The organism is Nocardia sp. NPDC051756, from assembly GCF_040681495.1.
In the GTDB taxonomy this organism is placed as follows: domain Bacteria; phylum Actinomycetota; class Actinomycetes; order Mycobacteriales; family Mycobacteriaceae; genus Nocardia.
Genome location: NZ_JBFAYV010000002.1, coordinates 194,416 through 208,194, shown reverse-complemented (window position 1 = coordinate 208,194; position 13,779 = coordinate 194,416). Strand labels below are relative to the sequence as shown.

The following is a 13,779-nucleotide window of genomic DNA, read 5'->3' as shown; positions in this document are numbered from 1 at the left end:
ACCACCGCGGGTCACTCGTCGTCGGTGGATTGACCGCCGTACGGATGCGTGGTCGGCTCGTCCGGTGTCGTCGTGGTCGTGGTGGGCCGCGGCCTGGTGGTCGGCCGGGTGGTGGTCGGCCGGGTCGTGGGGGCCTCGGTCGTGGTCGGCGACTCGGTGGTGGGCCGGGCGTCCTCGGTCGGGCGCTCGTGCGGCGGGTTCCCGTTCGGCAGCGCGCCCGGCGCCTCTTCCGGCGGCGGGGTCTCGCCCGGCGTCGTGGTGCTGAAGCCGGTGAACGGCGACGCGTGCGGTGCCTGGTAGGGCGCGATCTGCCAGGTCGGCGACGGGGGAATGGCCACCTTCGGCGCCGTCAGGCTCGGTCCCTCGTGCGCCACGGGCGCGACATTCGGGTCCGACTGCAACGGCGGGGGCGCCACGTAGGTGTCCTGCTTGCCGATTCCGCAGGCGCCGATGAGGACGAGCCCAACGGAGATCGCGCCTGCGGCGATCGCCGGACCTGCGATCTTGGTCCTGGTGCTCTCCATCGGTGATTCACTCCTGCTGCGGTTCGAGTCGGGATCACCTTACTCGAGCGCGGGCCGCCCAGCCAGACGAACGGTCGCCTTCGGTGCGCCGACCAGGCATGATTTAAAACATCAGTAATTCAGATCTCGAATTGATATCTTCGGCGTGTCGTGGGCACGTGTCGCCGTTATCCGGCGCGGCAGGTCGTAGCGTGTGAGCAAAGTTACGCGTGAGACGCCTGTACCCAGATGAGAGAAGCGTTGTGTGATGAACGCGGCATTGGTTCTCTGATCGGCGTCATCGAGGAGTAGATGATGGGAGCTTACTCGACAACGTCGCAGCGGGAGTCGTCGTCCGCAACCGCCAAGGATGCGGTGCCGGCTACTTCGCCGCAGCTCATGTCGAACAAGTCAGCGCGCTCGCTGTCCACGATCATTTCGCGGACCTTCGCCTGGCTTTTCTTCGTCGGTGGAATCGTCGGGGCTGTCCTCGGCATCGCCGGCTTACACGTCGAAATCACCGTCGCCGGATTGATTCTCGCGTGCACCGCAGGGCTGATCCTGCTCAAACTCCGCACAGGTGGCAGTGGCAGCAGCGAAACGGACTGACGCCGAACCCCGCTGAACGCCGTGGCCGTCGGCACTACTGGTCGGTCGGTTGCCCAGCGATCCCGGCTGGTCGCCGAAAAATGCGGGCGCGCAACGTTTTCGCGGCCTACCGTGGATGATCATGAGGATCGAGATCACCACGGACGCGGCCGAGTTCCGCTCGCGCACCGAATCGTTCCTGCTCCGTGATCCGCTGCGGCACACCGTGATCACCACGAGCATCGCCAACCAGGTCGAGGGCATCCAGGCCTCCGACGGATCCTCACGGTTTGTCTCGTTATACGCCGACGACGCCACCGTGGTCGGCGTCGCCATGCGGGTCGAAGGCCGGGACATGTATCTCGGTGAACTGCCCGAGGGCAGCGCGGGCGCGGTGGCCGACGCGCTCGCCGACGTGGTTCCGGACAGCAAAGGCGTGGAGGGACTCGTCGCCGACGCGACAGCCTTCGCCGAACGCTGGAGCGCCCGCTTCGACCTCGAATTCCAGCCGTCCTACACCACCCGGCTGTACCGGCTCGGCGCGCTGCGCATCCCCGATGTACCCGGGAAGGCCCGTCGGGCAACCGAATCCGAGCTGCCGCTGTGCCTGGAATGGGCCGAGGCCATGCACAACGACGCGGGGATACCGGTGGCCGCACTCGACAAGGCGGCCATCGGCAAGCGGGTCGCCGCGGGCATGGTCTGGTTCTGGGAGCGTGACGGTCGTCCGGCAAGCTTTGCCGCCCACCAGATCCCGGTGAAGGGCTGGGCCCGCATCGGCCTGGTCTACACCCCGCCGCAGGAGCGCGGTCACGGCTACGCCAGCGCGGTTACCGCGCACATCGCGCAGGTCTTGCGCGCCGAGAGCCTGGACGTCTGCCTCTTCGCCGACAACGCCAACCGCACCGCGGGCAAGATCTACCAGGCCATCGGCTTCCATCCGACCCACGAATTCGTTAACTTCGAATTCGGTTAGCTACCTACGTATTCCGGCCGCCGCTCCGCGCGAACTCAGTTCAGCGGGGCGGCGTTCCACCATTCCATGAAATCGGACTCGGTGGCGATGAAGCCGACGCTGTACATGAGCATGGCGGCGCGTTGCGGGCGCTCGATGAACTCGGTGACCATGCGTGGGCGCCGTTCGTCGCTGTCGCGCAGGGTGTAGTTGAGGTAGTTGTGGCCGTCTCTGCCCACCGTGATCTTGTCGTTGGCGGGCAGGCCGTCGAGTGCGGATCGGACCTCGACGGGCGAGTTGTACAGGTAGAACGAGAAGGACGCCTTGTTCGGACCGCCGAAGCAGCGCCACAGCACCAGCCAGTCGCCGAGGGCGGGATCGTCGTTGTCGAGCGGGGGCGCCGAACCGGGGGCGTAGGCGAAGCAACCCGCCTTGTTGTAGCCCGTTCCGGCCTGAACCGACTGGCCGGGCGTGGTTTTGGGCAACATGTCGGGGAACTCGTTGCTCAGTGCCGCGGCGTTCGCGCTCACCTGGGCTCGGTCGGGCGTCGGGCGCACCGAGGTCGTCGGCTTGGTGGTGGGCGTGGTGCTGCCGGTTCGCGTCGTGGTCGGCGCGCTCGTCGCCGGAGTCGCGACGGTGGTCGTCGGTCCAGCGGAACCTGTTCCGCCGGGCGAGAATGCGGCGATAGAGCCGATCAGTCCCACCACCAGAAGCAGGCCGATCACGCCACCGATCATGGCGTTGGACCGGGAGCGACGGTGACCGCTGGTGAGCGAAGCAGCGGGAGTGGGAGTTTCGGAGCCGCGCCCCCACTGCTGCACCACCGTGGGCGGCTGCGGCGGCACCGTCGACGGCTGATCCACGGTCGGGAACGGCGCGAACTGTGGCGGCGCGGTGAGCGCATGCCATGCGGCGCCGGCGAATTCGGCACACGAGTCGAACCGGTCCTCGGCCCGCTTCGCCATTGCCTTGGCCAGCACCGCGTCCAGCGCCACCGGCAGGCCGGGGCGCAGTCGGCTCACCGGCGGCGGTGGTGTCTGCAAGTGGCCCTGGATCACCGCGACCGGGTTGGTGGCCTCGAACGGCACCGTCCCGGTCAGCAGCCGAAACAGCGTGCAGGCCAACGAGTATTGATCCGAGCGGTGATCGAGGATGGCGCCGGACAGCTGCTCCGGGGACGCGTACGCCAGTGTCGCGGTGAACGTTCCGGTCTGGGTGAGCCGCCCGGTCTCATCGCGGAATCGGGCGATGCCGAAGTCGGTGAGGAACACGCGCTCGCCGACACCCCCGGCGCCTTCGAGCAAGATGTTGGCGGGCTTCACATCTCGATGCAGCACGCCGCGGCTGTGCGCGAAATCGAGCGCCTTGGCCGTCTCGCCGATGATCTGCACGGCCCGCTGCGGCGGCAGCGACCAGGCGTCCACCGCGGCGGCGTCGGTGCCGTCGATGTACTGCATCGAGATCCACAGCTGCTCGTCCTCGACGCCGCGGTCGAACACCGTCACGATGTTCGGATGATCGAGCCGGGCGACCAGGTCGGCCTCTCGCTCGAACCGGGTCCGGATCTGGTTGTCGTGGAACACTTCCGGGTTCAGCAGCTTCATCGCCGTCAACCGCGGCAGGCGTGGATGCCGCGCCAGGTACACCGATCCCATGCCGCCTCGGCCTAGCAGGCGTTCTATGGTGTAGCCGGCGAATGTTTCTCCAGTGCGGAGCATCTTAGTTCAGCGGAGCCGAGCGCCACCAGCGCAAGGTCTGATCGATGGAGCCGGAGCCGTCGGTGAACATCAGGTACTGGGCGCGGTCCGGATCGCCGGTGAAGGCGGTGACGATCTTCGGGCCGCCTGCGTCGAATTTGTAGTTGGTGTAGGACTTTCCGCCGTTGGAGTCCATCGACTTGCTGTTGCTCGGCAGCGTCTTCAGCACCGACTGCGCGTCCGCGGCGGACTTGTAGACGTAGATGCGGTACAGCGGATCGGAGTTGTCCCCGCCGCCGTAGCAGCGCCACTGCCACTGCCAGGCGCCGAACTCCGGGTCGCCGTTGCTCGGCGACGGCGTGTAGCTGGTGTCGGTCTCCCAGCACTTCGCGCCGTTGTAGCCGACCTGTTCGGACTTGGTCGCGGGCACCATGCGCGGGAATTCGGCACTGATCGAGTCCGCGTTCGCAGGCACGGTATTGCCTGGTCCGGTGCCGGCTGAGGTGGTTGTGGTGCCGTCCGCGGACGACCCCGAATCACTGACCGCGCCGATGATGGCGAGCACCACGACCAAAAGGATCACGATGGCGACGCAGATACCGATGATCAGGCCGACGTTCGACTTCCGCGGTCGTTGTCCTGCGACCCCGACCGGGGACATGGGCGGCGGAGGCGGGGTGAAGTTGTATCCCGATTGCGGACCTTGGTTGTACCCACCCTGGTACGGGCTGGTCGGCTGTGGTCCGGTCCCCCGCGGCTGGGCCGCCACCGTGGCCGGGGGTGGCGTCGGGAAGTTCGACCCGGCAAGGTAATTCGGCCCGCTCGGCTGCTGCTGCCCTTGGCCGTGCGGCACCTGGTAGGGCGCTCCTGTGGTGGGGGTCGGCGGTCCGGTGCTCGGGCGTGGGCCCGTCGTCGGACGTGGCCCTGTGGTCGGGCGCGGCCCGCTCACCGGCGTCGGCGGCGCGGTGAACGGACGCGGCCCGCCGACCACCGGCATCGAGGGCACGCTGGGGTTGGTGAGCGCATGCCGCGCGGCCGCGGCGAAGTCGGCGCAGCTGGGGTAGCGGTCGTCCGGTCGCTTCGCCATCGCCCGGGCCAGCACGCTGTCCAGGGCATAGGGCAGGCCCTGACGGTGGCTGCTCAACGCGGGCGGCGCGCCCTGGAGATGACCCTGGATGACCGCGGCGGGGTTGGTCGCGGAGAACGGCCCGGTGCCGGTGAACAACCAGAACAGCGAGCAGGCCAGCGAATACTGATCCGACCGGTGGTCCAGCGCGGAGCCGGTCAGCTGTTCGGGGGACGCGTAAGCCAGTGTGGCGGTGAAGGTTCCGGTCTGGGTGAGATGGCCGGTGTCGTCCCGGAACCGGGCGATGCCGAAGTCGGTGAGATACACCCGCTCGCCGCGGCCGCTGCCGGAGCGGGCCAGCAGGATGTTGGCGGGCTTCACGTCGCGGTGCAGCACGCCGATGCCGTGCGCGTAGTCGAGGGCGTCCGCGGTCTCCTTGATGATCTGCACGGCGCGCTCGGGCGGCAGCGCCTGCGGTTGCACCGACGCGGCGTCGATGCCGTCGATGAACTGCATGGAGATCCACAGCTGCTCGTCGTCGAGCCCGCGGTCGTAGACCGTGACGATATTCGGGTGATCGAGCTGGGCGACCAGATCCGCCTCCCGTTCGAACCGCGCCCGCACCTCCTTGTCGAAGAACATCTCCCGGTTCAGCAGCTTCAGCGCGGTCATCCGCGGCAGCCGAGGATGTTTCGCCAGGTAGACCGAACCCATGCCACCGCGACCCAGTTGCCGCTCGATGACATAACCGGCGAAAACGTCACCGCTGGCCAGCATGTCTGCTCCACTTCCCGCCGCCCGTCGGGACCCACCGACGAACAGGCGCACAGCAAAAGAACACGTGATCAGGCACGGGCCGGACCACGGAAAACATCGAAACCATAGCAGTTGTCACTGAACCGACGGCGGCCCAGCGAAAGCGGGGTAACGCCAGTGACATTCGATAGCGAATAGCTATTGGTGGAGGCCGCGCGTCCGGTGGCGGAGCCTGCCGCCGGGGTGCCGGGCCGGGGCGCCTCGGCAGGTCGGGCAGCTCGATCATGCCGCGCCGGACGGGGCGGCGCGGCGGCAGAAATGTGGCCGGCGGAACCGATCTCGGCGGTGGCGGAACGGATCTCGGCGGCGGTGGCGTGGATCTGGTTGGCGGCGCGGCCGATTCGTGCGGAGGTCGCTCTTCCGGTGCGCGCCTGCCGGTCTGGTTCGGTGGCGCTGTCGAGTGGTTCGGTTGCGGGGGGAAGGTGCGCGTCGGCGGAACCGGGCCCGGTCGCGCGTTGTGCACGGGGCCGGCGGGGCGGCGCGGTTGGCCGGTGGCCAGCGCGTGCCGTGCCGCGGCGGCGAACTCGGCGCAGTCGGCGAACCGGTCGGCCGGCCGCTTGGCCATCGCCCGCGCCAGCACCCGGTCCAACTCGGGCGGCAGTCCGGGGCGCATCCGGCTCAGCGACGGCACGGGTGCGTAGAGATGGCTGTTCACTACCGCCGCCGGATTCGCGCCGGGGTAGGGCGCGACACCGGTCATCAACCAGAACAACGTGCACGCGAGCGAGTACTGATCGGCCCGGTCGTCGAGCGGCTGTCCCATCAGCTGCTCCGGCGCGCCGAAGGCCAGGGTCGCGGTGATCGAACCCGCCGAGCCGATCGTGGTGTCGCTGCCGCGCACGCCCGCGATGCCGAAGTCGGTGAGCAGCACCCGCTCCGGCTGTCCGATCGGGGCCTTGGCCAGCAGGATGTTGGCCGGTTTCACGTCGCGGTGCAGCACCTGGTTGGCGTGTGCGAAGTCGAGGGCGATCGCGGTGTCGCTGATGATCTGCACCGCTCGTCCCGGCGCGAGCACGTTCACGTCCGCGCAGGAGGCGTCCGCGCCGGGCACGTACTGCATGGAGATCCACAGCTGCTGGTCCTCGGTGCCGCGATCGAACACGGTGACGATATTGGGATGGTCGAGCCCGGCGACCAGATCGGCCTCGCGCTCGAACCGGCGGCGGATCTCCACCTCGCTGTACAGCTCGCGTTTGAGCAGCTTGAGCGCGGTCAGCCGGGGCAGCCGCGGGTGCTGGGCCAGGTAGACGGTGCCCATGCCGCCCTGGCCGAGGACGCGTTTGATGACATAGCCGGCGAAGACATGGCCGGTCTGCAACATGGTGTTCACCCCCGTCTTCGGGTCGAGCGCGCGGATACTACCGATGTATCTCGCCGGGCCCGCACGATGCAACAAACCCCCGTCGGCAATCCGCGCAATGCTGTCGGTGGTGGTCGTTAAGCTGGCCGCATGCAGATTGGAGCACACGTCAGGCAGGACGGCGACCCGATCGGTTTCGGCGAGCAACTCGGCGCCGACGTCATCCAGATGTTCGTCGTCGACCCGCAGAGCTGGGACAAGCCCACTCCGCACCCGCGCACCGAAGAGATCCGGGCCAGCCCGATCGACGTGGTGGTGCACTCGTCGTACCAGATCAATGTGGCGAGCCTGAACAACCGGCTGCGCATGCCCTCGCGCAACGCGGTCGCCCAGCAGGCGAAGGCGGCCGCCGATCTCGGCGCGTTCGGCCTGGTCGTGCACGGCGGGCACGTGCGCTCCGACGCCGAGCTGGACACCGGAGTCGACAACTGGCGCAAGCTGTTCGAGCGCCAGCAGGACAAAGGCGGCTTCGCCGTGCCGATCCTGATCGAGAACACCGCGGGCGGCAACCACGCCATGGCCCGGCATTTCGACTCGATCGCCCGATTGTGGGACGCCGTAGGCGATTTCGGCGCCGGCTTCTGCCTCGACACCTGCCACGCCTGGGCCGGCGGCGAGGAACTGATCGGCGTCGTCGACCGGATCAAGGCCATCACCGGCCGAATCGACCTGGTGCACCTGAACTCTTCACGCGACGAGTTCAATTCCGGTGCCGACCGCCATGCCAACTTCTCCGATGGGACGATCGATCCTGAACTGCTTGCTGAGGTTTGTAAGACCGCCGGGGCGCCGGTGATTTTGGAGACGCCAGGTGAAGGGGTTGCGGAGGATTTGAAGTACCTTCGCGAGCATTTGGGCTGAGGGGTCGGCTGCTGGTCTCTCCTGGGGAGGGGTGTGGGGAGATGGTGCTGGGCACCGTTGTTGGGGGTGTTGGGTGGATGGTGGTGGGTGCTGCGCACCCTTTGTTGGTAGGGGAGATGGGGTGCTGCGCACCCGGTGTGAGTTGCGTGGGGGCTCGTCATCGAGGTGAGTCATATGGTTGCTAGTTGATCTTCCAAAGCGACCTTTTGACTCGGCTCGATTAGGTCAACAATCTTTTGACTCGACTTGACTTGACTCGACTCGATGAGTAGCGCTGGGCACGTCGCCTGTCGTACCTACCTCCGCAGTTCTGTGCGCGGCGTCGAGTTCCAGCGTGGTCATCTGGCTGTGGGTGCTGCGCACCCTTTGGTGGTAGGGGTGGTGGGGTGCTGCGCACCCCGGGTGGGTTAGGCGGGAGTTGGGTGGGGGCATGGATGGTGATTGGTGCTGCGCACCCGGGGGTGGGTTGGGCGGTAGATGGGTGCTGCGCACCCAGGTGGTTTGGTTGGGGCTCGTCATCGAGGTGAGTCATATAGTTGCTAGTTGATCTTCCAAAGCGACCTTTTGACTCGGCTCGATTAGGCCAACAACCTTTGACTCGGCTCGATGAGTAGTGCTGGGTGCGTCGCCTGTCGTATCCGGCGTATCTCCGCAGTCCAGTGTGCGGTGTCGAGTTCCAGTGTGATCATCTGGCTGCGGGTGCTGCGCACTCTTTGGTGGTAGGGGAGGTGGGTGCTGCGCACCCGCGGCGTGGGTTAGGCGGAAGTTGGGTGGGTTGGTGGGGCAGAGATGGTGCTGTGCACCGTTGCTGGGGGCATTGGGTAGATGGTGGTGGGGTGCTCTACGCACCCCGGGTGGGTTGGGTTGGGGTTCGTCATCGAGGGGAGTCATATAGTTGCTAGTTGATCTTCCAAAGCGACCTTTTGACTCGGCTCGATTAGGCCAACAGCCTTTTGGCTCGACTCGATGAGGAGTGCTGGGCGCGTCGCCTGTCGTATCCGGGCCTACCTCTGCAGTCCAGTGCGCGGCGTTGAGTTCCAACCGGCCATCTGGCCGTGGGTGCTGCGCACCCCGGGTGGGCGCGGCGTCAAGTTCCAGCGTGGTCATCTGGCTGTGGTTGCACCACAGACGCTTTGGACACGAAAGGGCCGGAAGCGGCGGTCGGGGTGCTCCACCAGACCTGCGAAGCGACCCGGTTGCCCGTAGGGCCGAAGATCTGCACTCTCTCTTGGGATCCGCACCGGGAATAGGGGCCTAAAGCCAGTGCGGATCCCGAGAGGGAGTGCGGATTCTGGTGTTGGCCTGGCGAGGTGGGGGTGGGGTGCGAGTGGGTGTTCGGTTGGGATCAGGGCGACGAAAAACCTGGTTGGGGTGGGGGATTCGGTGATGTGCTCGGGTGAGCATTGATCGGGTTCTCTACAGCGAAGGTGATCTCATGACGGTCGCACACGCACCAAGCACTGCCTCGGTGACCAAGCTCGGCGCGCGGATCGGCGCGCGGGTCGACAATGTTCGGCTCGGTGGTGATCTGGACGCGGCGACCGTCGAGGTGATCCGGCGGGCGCTGGTGGAGCACAAGGTGATCTTCTTTCGCGGGCAGGACGAGCTGACCGAGGACGGGCAGTACGAGTTCGCGCAGCTGCTCGGGAGTCCGACGACGCCGCATCCGACGGTTACTTCGCACGGGGTGAAGAGCCTGGCGATCGACTCCGAGCACGGCCGGGCGAACAGCTGGCATACCGATGTCACGTTCGTCGACCGGATCCCGAAGGCGTCGATCCTGCGCGCGGTGCACCTGCCGAGCTACGGCGGGTCGACTACGTGGGCCTCCACCGTGGCGGCCTACGAGTCGCTGCCTGCCTCGCTGAAGCTGCTCGCGGAGAACCTGCGCGCCGTGCACACCAACGTCTACGACTACGCGGCCCGCAACGTGGAACCGCTGCGCCCGAACACCCAGGCCTACCGCGCCGAGTTCGAGTCGAGCTACTACGAGACCGAACACCCGGTGGTCCGGGTGCACCCGGAGAGCGGCGAGCGGGCGCTGCTGCTCGGCCACTTCGTCAAGCATTTCGTCGGCCTGTCCAGCACCGAATCGCAGACCCTGTACCGGCTGTTCCAGGACCGGGTGACCCGGCTGGAGAACACGACGCGCTGGAACTGGGCGCCCGGTGACGTGGCGATCTGGGACAACCGCGCCACCCAGCACTACGCCATCGACGACTACGACGATCAGCCGCGCAAGCTGACCCGGATCACCCTGGCCGGCGACATCCCGGTCGGCGTCGACGGCACCGCGAGCACCAGCATCGCCGGCAATGCCGAGCACTACTCGATCGTCGAGGACACCCAGCTGCTTGCCTCCTGAGCCGACTCGCCGACGCCGGCCGCGGCCGGTCGAATCCGCGGACAACGATCATGCGCAGCTGCCGGGGCGCATGATCTTGTTCGGTCGCAGCGAGGTGTCGTCGTGCGCCGCCGCTCGGGCCCCTGAGACACTGTTGCGATGAGTATTCGGCCGTTGGACGGTGTTCGCGTCCTGGAGCTGGGCAATTACATTGCCGCGCCGACCGCCGGGCGCATCCTCGGTGACTTCGGCGCCGAGGTCATCAAGGTGGAGCGCCCGCAGGCCGGCGACGAGCTGCGCAACTGGCGGCTCTACGGCGGCGACACCTCGATGCTGTATCGCACGGTCAACCGGAACAAGAAGTCGATCACGCTGGATCTGCGCAGCGAGGCGGGCCGCGCCGTCGTGCTCGACCTGGTCCGCCGGTGTGATGTGCTGCTGGAGAACTTCCGCCCTGGGATGCTGGAGAAGTGGGGACTCGGCCCGGAGGTGCTCAACGAGGCGAACCCGGACCTGGTGATCACCAGAATCTCTGGTTACGGGCAGACCGGCCCGCACGCGTCCCGGCCCGGCTTCGCCGCCGTTGCCGAGGCGGTCGGCGGCCTGCGCGAACTGATGGGCGAGCCGGACCGCCCGCCGGTGCGCACCGGCGTCTCCATCGGTGACTCGATCGCGGGTGTCTATGCCGCCTTCGGCACGGTGATGGCGCTGTTCCAGCGTGAACGCAAGCCGGGCGAGACGCCGATTCCGTTGCGCGAGCGCATCATCGACGTCGCGCTCAACGAGACGATCCTGTCGGTGATGGAATCCCTGGTCCCCGACTACCTCGCCTACGGCATCAACCGCGGCCGGGTGGGCGGCCTGGTCGAGGGCATCGCGCCGAGCAACGCCTACCCGTGCAGCGACGGCGTCAGCATCATCATCGGCGGCAACGGCGACGCCATCTTCCAGCGCTACATGCAGGTGATCGGCCGTCCCGACCTGGCCGCCGACCCGGAACTGCACGACAACGCGGGCCGCTGGCGTCAGCACGATCGCCTCGATCGGGCCATCTCCGAGTGGACGATTCAGCACACCCGCGCCGAAGCCTTGAAGATCCTGGAGGCCGCGGGCATTCCATGCGGTCCCATCTACACCGCGGCCGACATCGTCGCCGACGAACAGTACAAGGCGCGCAATATGATTCAACCGTTCTCGGTGGATGTCGGTGCGGCGGAACCGAAGACGGTCGGGTTCCCCGGGATCGTCCCGGTGATCGGCGAGCAGTCCCTGCCCATCCGTAATATCGGCCCGGATCTAGGCGAGCACACGCGGGAAGTGTTGTCCGGGCTACTCGGCATGAGCGACAGCGAGATCGACGCCTTGGAGGCGAAATGAGACAAGACCGCAGGCGCCCGCCCGGGCGCGGTCCGCGCGATATCCGGTCACCGGGGTTCACCCGGCCGACGGTGCATCCGAACCCGGCCGGTGTGCACGAAAAGCCGTGGGGCGGCGTGATGTGCGCGCCGCGGCAGGAGCGGGACGAGCGGTGACCGCGGCGCTGCTGCGCGACGTCACCCTGCGAGATGGCTTGCAGCTCACCGGAAAGGCGCTGCCGGTCGAGCGCAAGGTGGACATCGTCCGCCGCCTGCTCGCACTCGGCGTACCGGCACTGGAGATCGGTTCCATGGCCCGGCCCGATCTGGTGCCGCCGATGGCGAACACCATGGAGCTCGTCGCCGCGCTGAGTCCCGAAGAGCTGCAACGCTGTTGGGTGTGGGTGGCCACGCCGCGGCACGTGCAGAAGGCCGCCGCGGCGGGTGTGCGCAATTTCCAGTACTGCTTGTCCGTCTCCGACGCGCACAACCAGGCCAATATCGGCCGCACCACCGAGGACAGCGTCGCCGCCATGCCGGACGCGGTCCGCTTGGCGACGGAGGCGGGCGGCTCGATCCAGTTGTGCCTGGCCACCAGCTTCACCTGCCCGTTCGACGGTCCGGTCGATCCGGAACGGGTGGTCGCCATCGCCAACGACCCGCGCACCGCGGGGGCCGAAGACATCGTCCTCGCCGACACCCTCGGCCAGGCCCATCCCGGGCAGGTGGCCGCGCTGGTCACCGCGGTGCGGACGCGAACTCCGCAGCGGCGCATCGTTTTTCACGGTCACGACACCTGGGGTATGGGGGTGGCGAACACCCTGGCCGCCATTCAGTCGGGCGCCACGATGGTCGACGGTGCGCTCGGCGGGCTCGGAGGTTGCCCGTTCGCGCCCGGCGCCAGCGGCAACACCGCCACCGAGGATATTCTGTTCGCGACGCGCCCCGAATGGTTCACCCCGGCCACGCTTGCTGCGCTGGTCGATCTGTCCGAAGGCCTGCTCACGGAGCTCGGCGAGGCGAATCGATCGCGCGCGGCGGAGGGGGCGCGGTCCAAAGCCGATGCTTTCGAATGGGTTAGCGCGCGGGCTGCTGGGTAAATATTCAGCCAGCGGTCCGGCGTCGGTCGTGATAGACAATTCGGTGAGTCGGCAAAGGCGCGGTGCGGTTTTCGGCTTGCGGAGCGCGAATCCTGTGCTCGACTAATAATTCCGCGTGCGGCGCGGTGTGGTCGACATCATTGACCAGGAGATTAGTTCAGCGCGAACAAAATTGTGTGGCCCATATCACAAGTTAGCCATCGATTCGCCATGACCGAAAATGTCTGACCTGCGGAAAACGGTCGGCGGAACGGGACTTGTTGCGCGGCACTGGCATGCGCGGTTTTCCCGGCGCAGTGTCGAGCATTGCGCAAATTCCCAGTTATCACGCTGTTGGTCGTGCGTTAAGCGGAGCGCACCTGGATGTTCCCTTACCGTGATATCTCTAGCGGGCTGATACCGAGGGAGTGTCGGCTGCTGTTCTCTGAAGGGAAAGTCTTTGAAGAAGATTCGTACGTTCGGTTTCGTGGCCATCACCGCGGCCTCCATCGCGGTGGCCGGCGCGGGCCTCGCGGTGGCGGCGCCGCCGCTGACCGGTTCGGGGACCGGTTCCGCGGCCACCCAGACCCCGCCGTACACCGGCTCCGCGAACGGCACGGTGGCCGCGCCGCCGCTGACCGGCTCGGGCACCGGTTCCGTCGAAACGTTCAAGCCGCCGTACACCGGCTCCGCGAACCCCGGCACTGTCGCGGCGCCGCCGCTGACCGGCTCGGGCACCGGTTCCGTCGAAACCTTCAAGCCGCCGTACACCGGCTCCGCGAACGGCACCGTGGCGGCGCCGCCGCTGACCGGCTCCGGCACCGGTTCCGCCGAGGGCTCCGGCGCGGCGATCGACGCGTTCCTGAAGGCGCTGCTCGCGGGCAGCAGCTCCGCGAAGTAGTCGCGAATCGAGGCGCTCGGTGTCCGAGGACCCGAGCGCCTCGGCCGACCTACCGCTACACCTCCGATCCCGAGCAACGCCGGGGTCGGATTTCTGGTTTCCGGGGGAGATCACCCTCCCACCGACGTCCATGCGTATCCGCGGCGCACGGAAAACCCGTCGCGCCGCGGCGGTCTCGCCGCTTACCATTCCCGACATGTTCAGCTACGCCATCGCCGCATCGTCCGCATTCGCGGGCGCGATGGCCGCTGTCC

Annotated in this window: 12 protein-coding genes; 8 read left to right on the top strand and 4 right to left on the bottom strand. The window is 67.4% G+C overall.

Annotated features, from left to right (window positions below):
* Positions 1–11: 11 nt before the first annotated feature.
* Positions 12–524 (bottom strand): hypothetical protein, encoded by a 513-nt coding sequence (locus AB0M22_RS06975; RefSeq protein ID WP_364722084.1) that lies wholly within the window; start codon positions 522–524, stop codon positions 12–14.
* A gap of 294 nt (positions 525–818) precedes the next feature.
* Here AB0M22_RS06975 and AB0M22_RS06970 point away from each other — a divergent pair, with 294 nt between their 5' ends.
* Both AB0M22_RS06970 and AB0M22_RS06965 read left to right on the top strand, forming a co-directional pair.
* A complete protein-coding gene (locus AB0M22_RS06970) occupies positions 819–1,112 on the top strand; it encodes a hypothetical protein (RefSeq protein ID WP_364722082.1) in 294 nt (97 codons plus the stop codon).
* A gap of 121 nt (positions 1,113–1,233) precedes the next feature.
* The gene (locus AB0M22_RS06965) at positions 1,234–2,067 is read left to right on the top strand and encodes a GNAT family N-acetyltransferase (RefSeq protein WP_364722080.1); all 834 of its coding nucleotides are present in this window, start codon (positions 1,234–1,236) and stop codon (positions 2,065–2,067) included.
* Between the two features lie 35 nt (positions 2,068–2,102).
* Here the strand turns inward: AB0M22_RS06965 and AB0M22_RS06960 are convergent, their stop codons facing one another.
* The 3 genes from AB0M22_RS06960 to AB0M22_RS06950 are packed head-to-tail and all read right to left on the bottom strand — an operon-like array spanning position 2,103 to position 6,946.
* Entirely contained in the window at positions 2,103–3,764 is a 1,662-nt protein-coding gene (locus AB0M22_RS06960; RefSeq protein ID WP_364722078.1) for a serine/threonine-protein kinase, read from the bottom strand.
* 1 nt (position 3,765) lies between these two features.
* The gene (locus AB0M22_RS06955; RefSeq protein WP_364722076.1) at positions 3,766–5,586 is read right to left on the bottom strand and encodes a protein kinase; all 1,821 of its coding nucleotides are present in this window, start codon (positions 5,584–5,586) and stop codon (positions 3,766–3,768) included.
* Positions 5,570–6,946 (bottom strand): serine/threonine-protein kinase, encoded by a 1,377-nt coding sequence (locus AB0M22_RS06950; protein WP_364722074.1) that lies wholly within the window; start codon positions 6,944–6,946, stop codon positions 5,570–5,572. The genes AB0M22_RS06955 and AB0M22_RS06950 overlap by 17 nt, the downstream gene beginning before the upstream one ends.
* Positions 6,947–7,075: 129 nt before the next feature.
* Between AB0M22_RS06950 and AB0M22_RS06945 the strand changes: the two genes are divergently transcribed.
* The 6 genes from AB0M22_RS06945 to AB0M22_RS06920 all read left to right on the top strand — a co-directional run bounded on the left by AB0M22_RS06945 (position 7,076) and on the right by AB0M22_RS06920 (position 13,525).
* Positions 7,076–7,846 carry a deoxyribonuclease IV gene (locus AB0M22_RS06945; RefSeq protein ID WP_364722072.1) on the top strand — a complete coding sequence of 257 codons (771 nt, stop codon included), beginning with the start codon at positions 7,076–7,078 and terminating at the stop codon, positions 7,844–7,846.
* 1,435 nt (positions 7,847–9,281) lie between these two features.
* Positions 9,282–10,211: a TauD/TfdA family dioxygenase gene (locus AB0M22_RS06940; protein WP_364722070.1), complete on the top strand. Its 930-nt coding sequence runs from the start codon at positions 9,282–9,284 to the stop codon at positions 10,209–10,211.
* Positions 10,212–10,349: 138 nt separating this feature from the next.
* Positions 10,350–11,567: a CaiB/BaiF CoA-transferase family protein gene (locus AB0M22_RS06935; RefSeq protein WP_364722068.1), complete on the top strand. Its 1,218-nt coding sequence runs from the start codon at positions 10,350–10,352 to the stop codon at positions 11,565–11,567.
* Positions 11,564–11,722: a hypothetical protein gene (locus AB0M22_RS06930; RefSeq protein ID WP_191093954.1), complete on the top strand. Its 159-nt coding sequence runs from the start codon at positions 11,564–11,566 to the stop codon at positions 11,720–11,722. The genes AB0M22_RS06935 and AB0M22_RS06930 overlap by 4 nt, the downstream gene beginning before the upstream one ends.
* Positions 11,719–12,645, top strand: a complete 927-nt coding sequence (locus AB0M22_RS06925; RefSeq protein ID WP_364722066.1) for a hydroxymethylglutaryl-CoA lyase — start codon at positions 11,719–11,721, stop codon at positions 12,643–12,645. Before AB0M22_RS06930 ends, AB0M22_RS06925 begins: the two co-directional genes overlap by 4 nt.
* A 439-nt stretch (positions 12,646–13,084) precedes the next feature.
* Positions 13,085–13,525, top strand: coding sequence for a hypothetical protein (locus AB0M22_RS06920; RefSeq protein WP_364722064.1), 441 nt, complete (start codon positions 13,085–13,087; stop codon positions 13,523–13,525).
* The last annotated feature ends 254 nt before the right edge of the window (positions 13,526–13,779 follow it).

Coding starts and splice junctions, on each gene's coding strand:
- AB0M22_RS06975 (WP_364722084.1), bottom strand. CDS start 524: ATGGAGAGCACCAGGACCAAGATCGCAGGTCCGGCGATCGCCGCAGGC.
- AB0M22_RS06970 (WP_364722082.1), top strand. CDS start 819: ATGGGAGCTTACTCGACAACGTCGCAGCGGGAGTCGTCGTCCGCAACC.
- AB0M22_RS06965 (WP_364722080.1), top strand. CDS start 1,234: ATGAGGATCGAGATCACCACGGACGCGGCCGAGTTCCGCTCGCGCACC.
- AB0M22_RS06960 (WP_364722078.1), bottom strand. CDS start 3,764: ATGCTCCGCACTGGAGAAACATTCGCCGGCTACACCATAGAACGCCTG.
- AB0M22_RS06955 (WP_364722076.1), bottom strand. CDS start 5,586: ATGCTGGCCAGCGGTGACGTTTTCGCCGGTTATGTCATCGAGCGGCAA.
- AB0M22_RS06950 (WP_364722074.1), bottom strand. CDS start 6,946: ATGTTGCAGACCGGCCATGTCTTCGCCGGCTATGTCATCAAACGCGTC.
- AB0M22_RS06945 (WP_364722072.1), top strand. CDS start 7,076: ATGCAGATTGGAGCACACGTCAGGCAGGACGGCGACCCGATCGGTTTC.
- AB0M22_RS06940 (WP_364722070.1), top strand. CDS start 9,282: ATGACGGTCGCACACGCACCAAGCACTGCCTCGGTGACCAAGCTCGGC.
- AB0M22_RS06935 (WP_364722068.1), top strand. CDS start 10,350: ATGAGTATTCGGCCGTTGGACGGTGTTCGCGTCCTGGAGCTGGGCAAT.
- AB0M22_RS06930 (WP_191093954.1), top strand. CDS start 11,564: ATGAGACAAGACCGCAGGCGCCCGCCCGGGCGCGGTCCGCGCGATATC.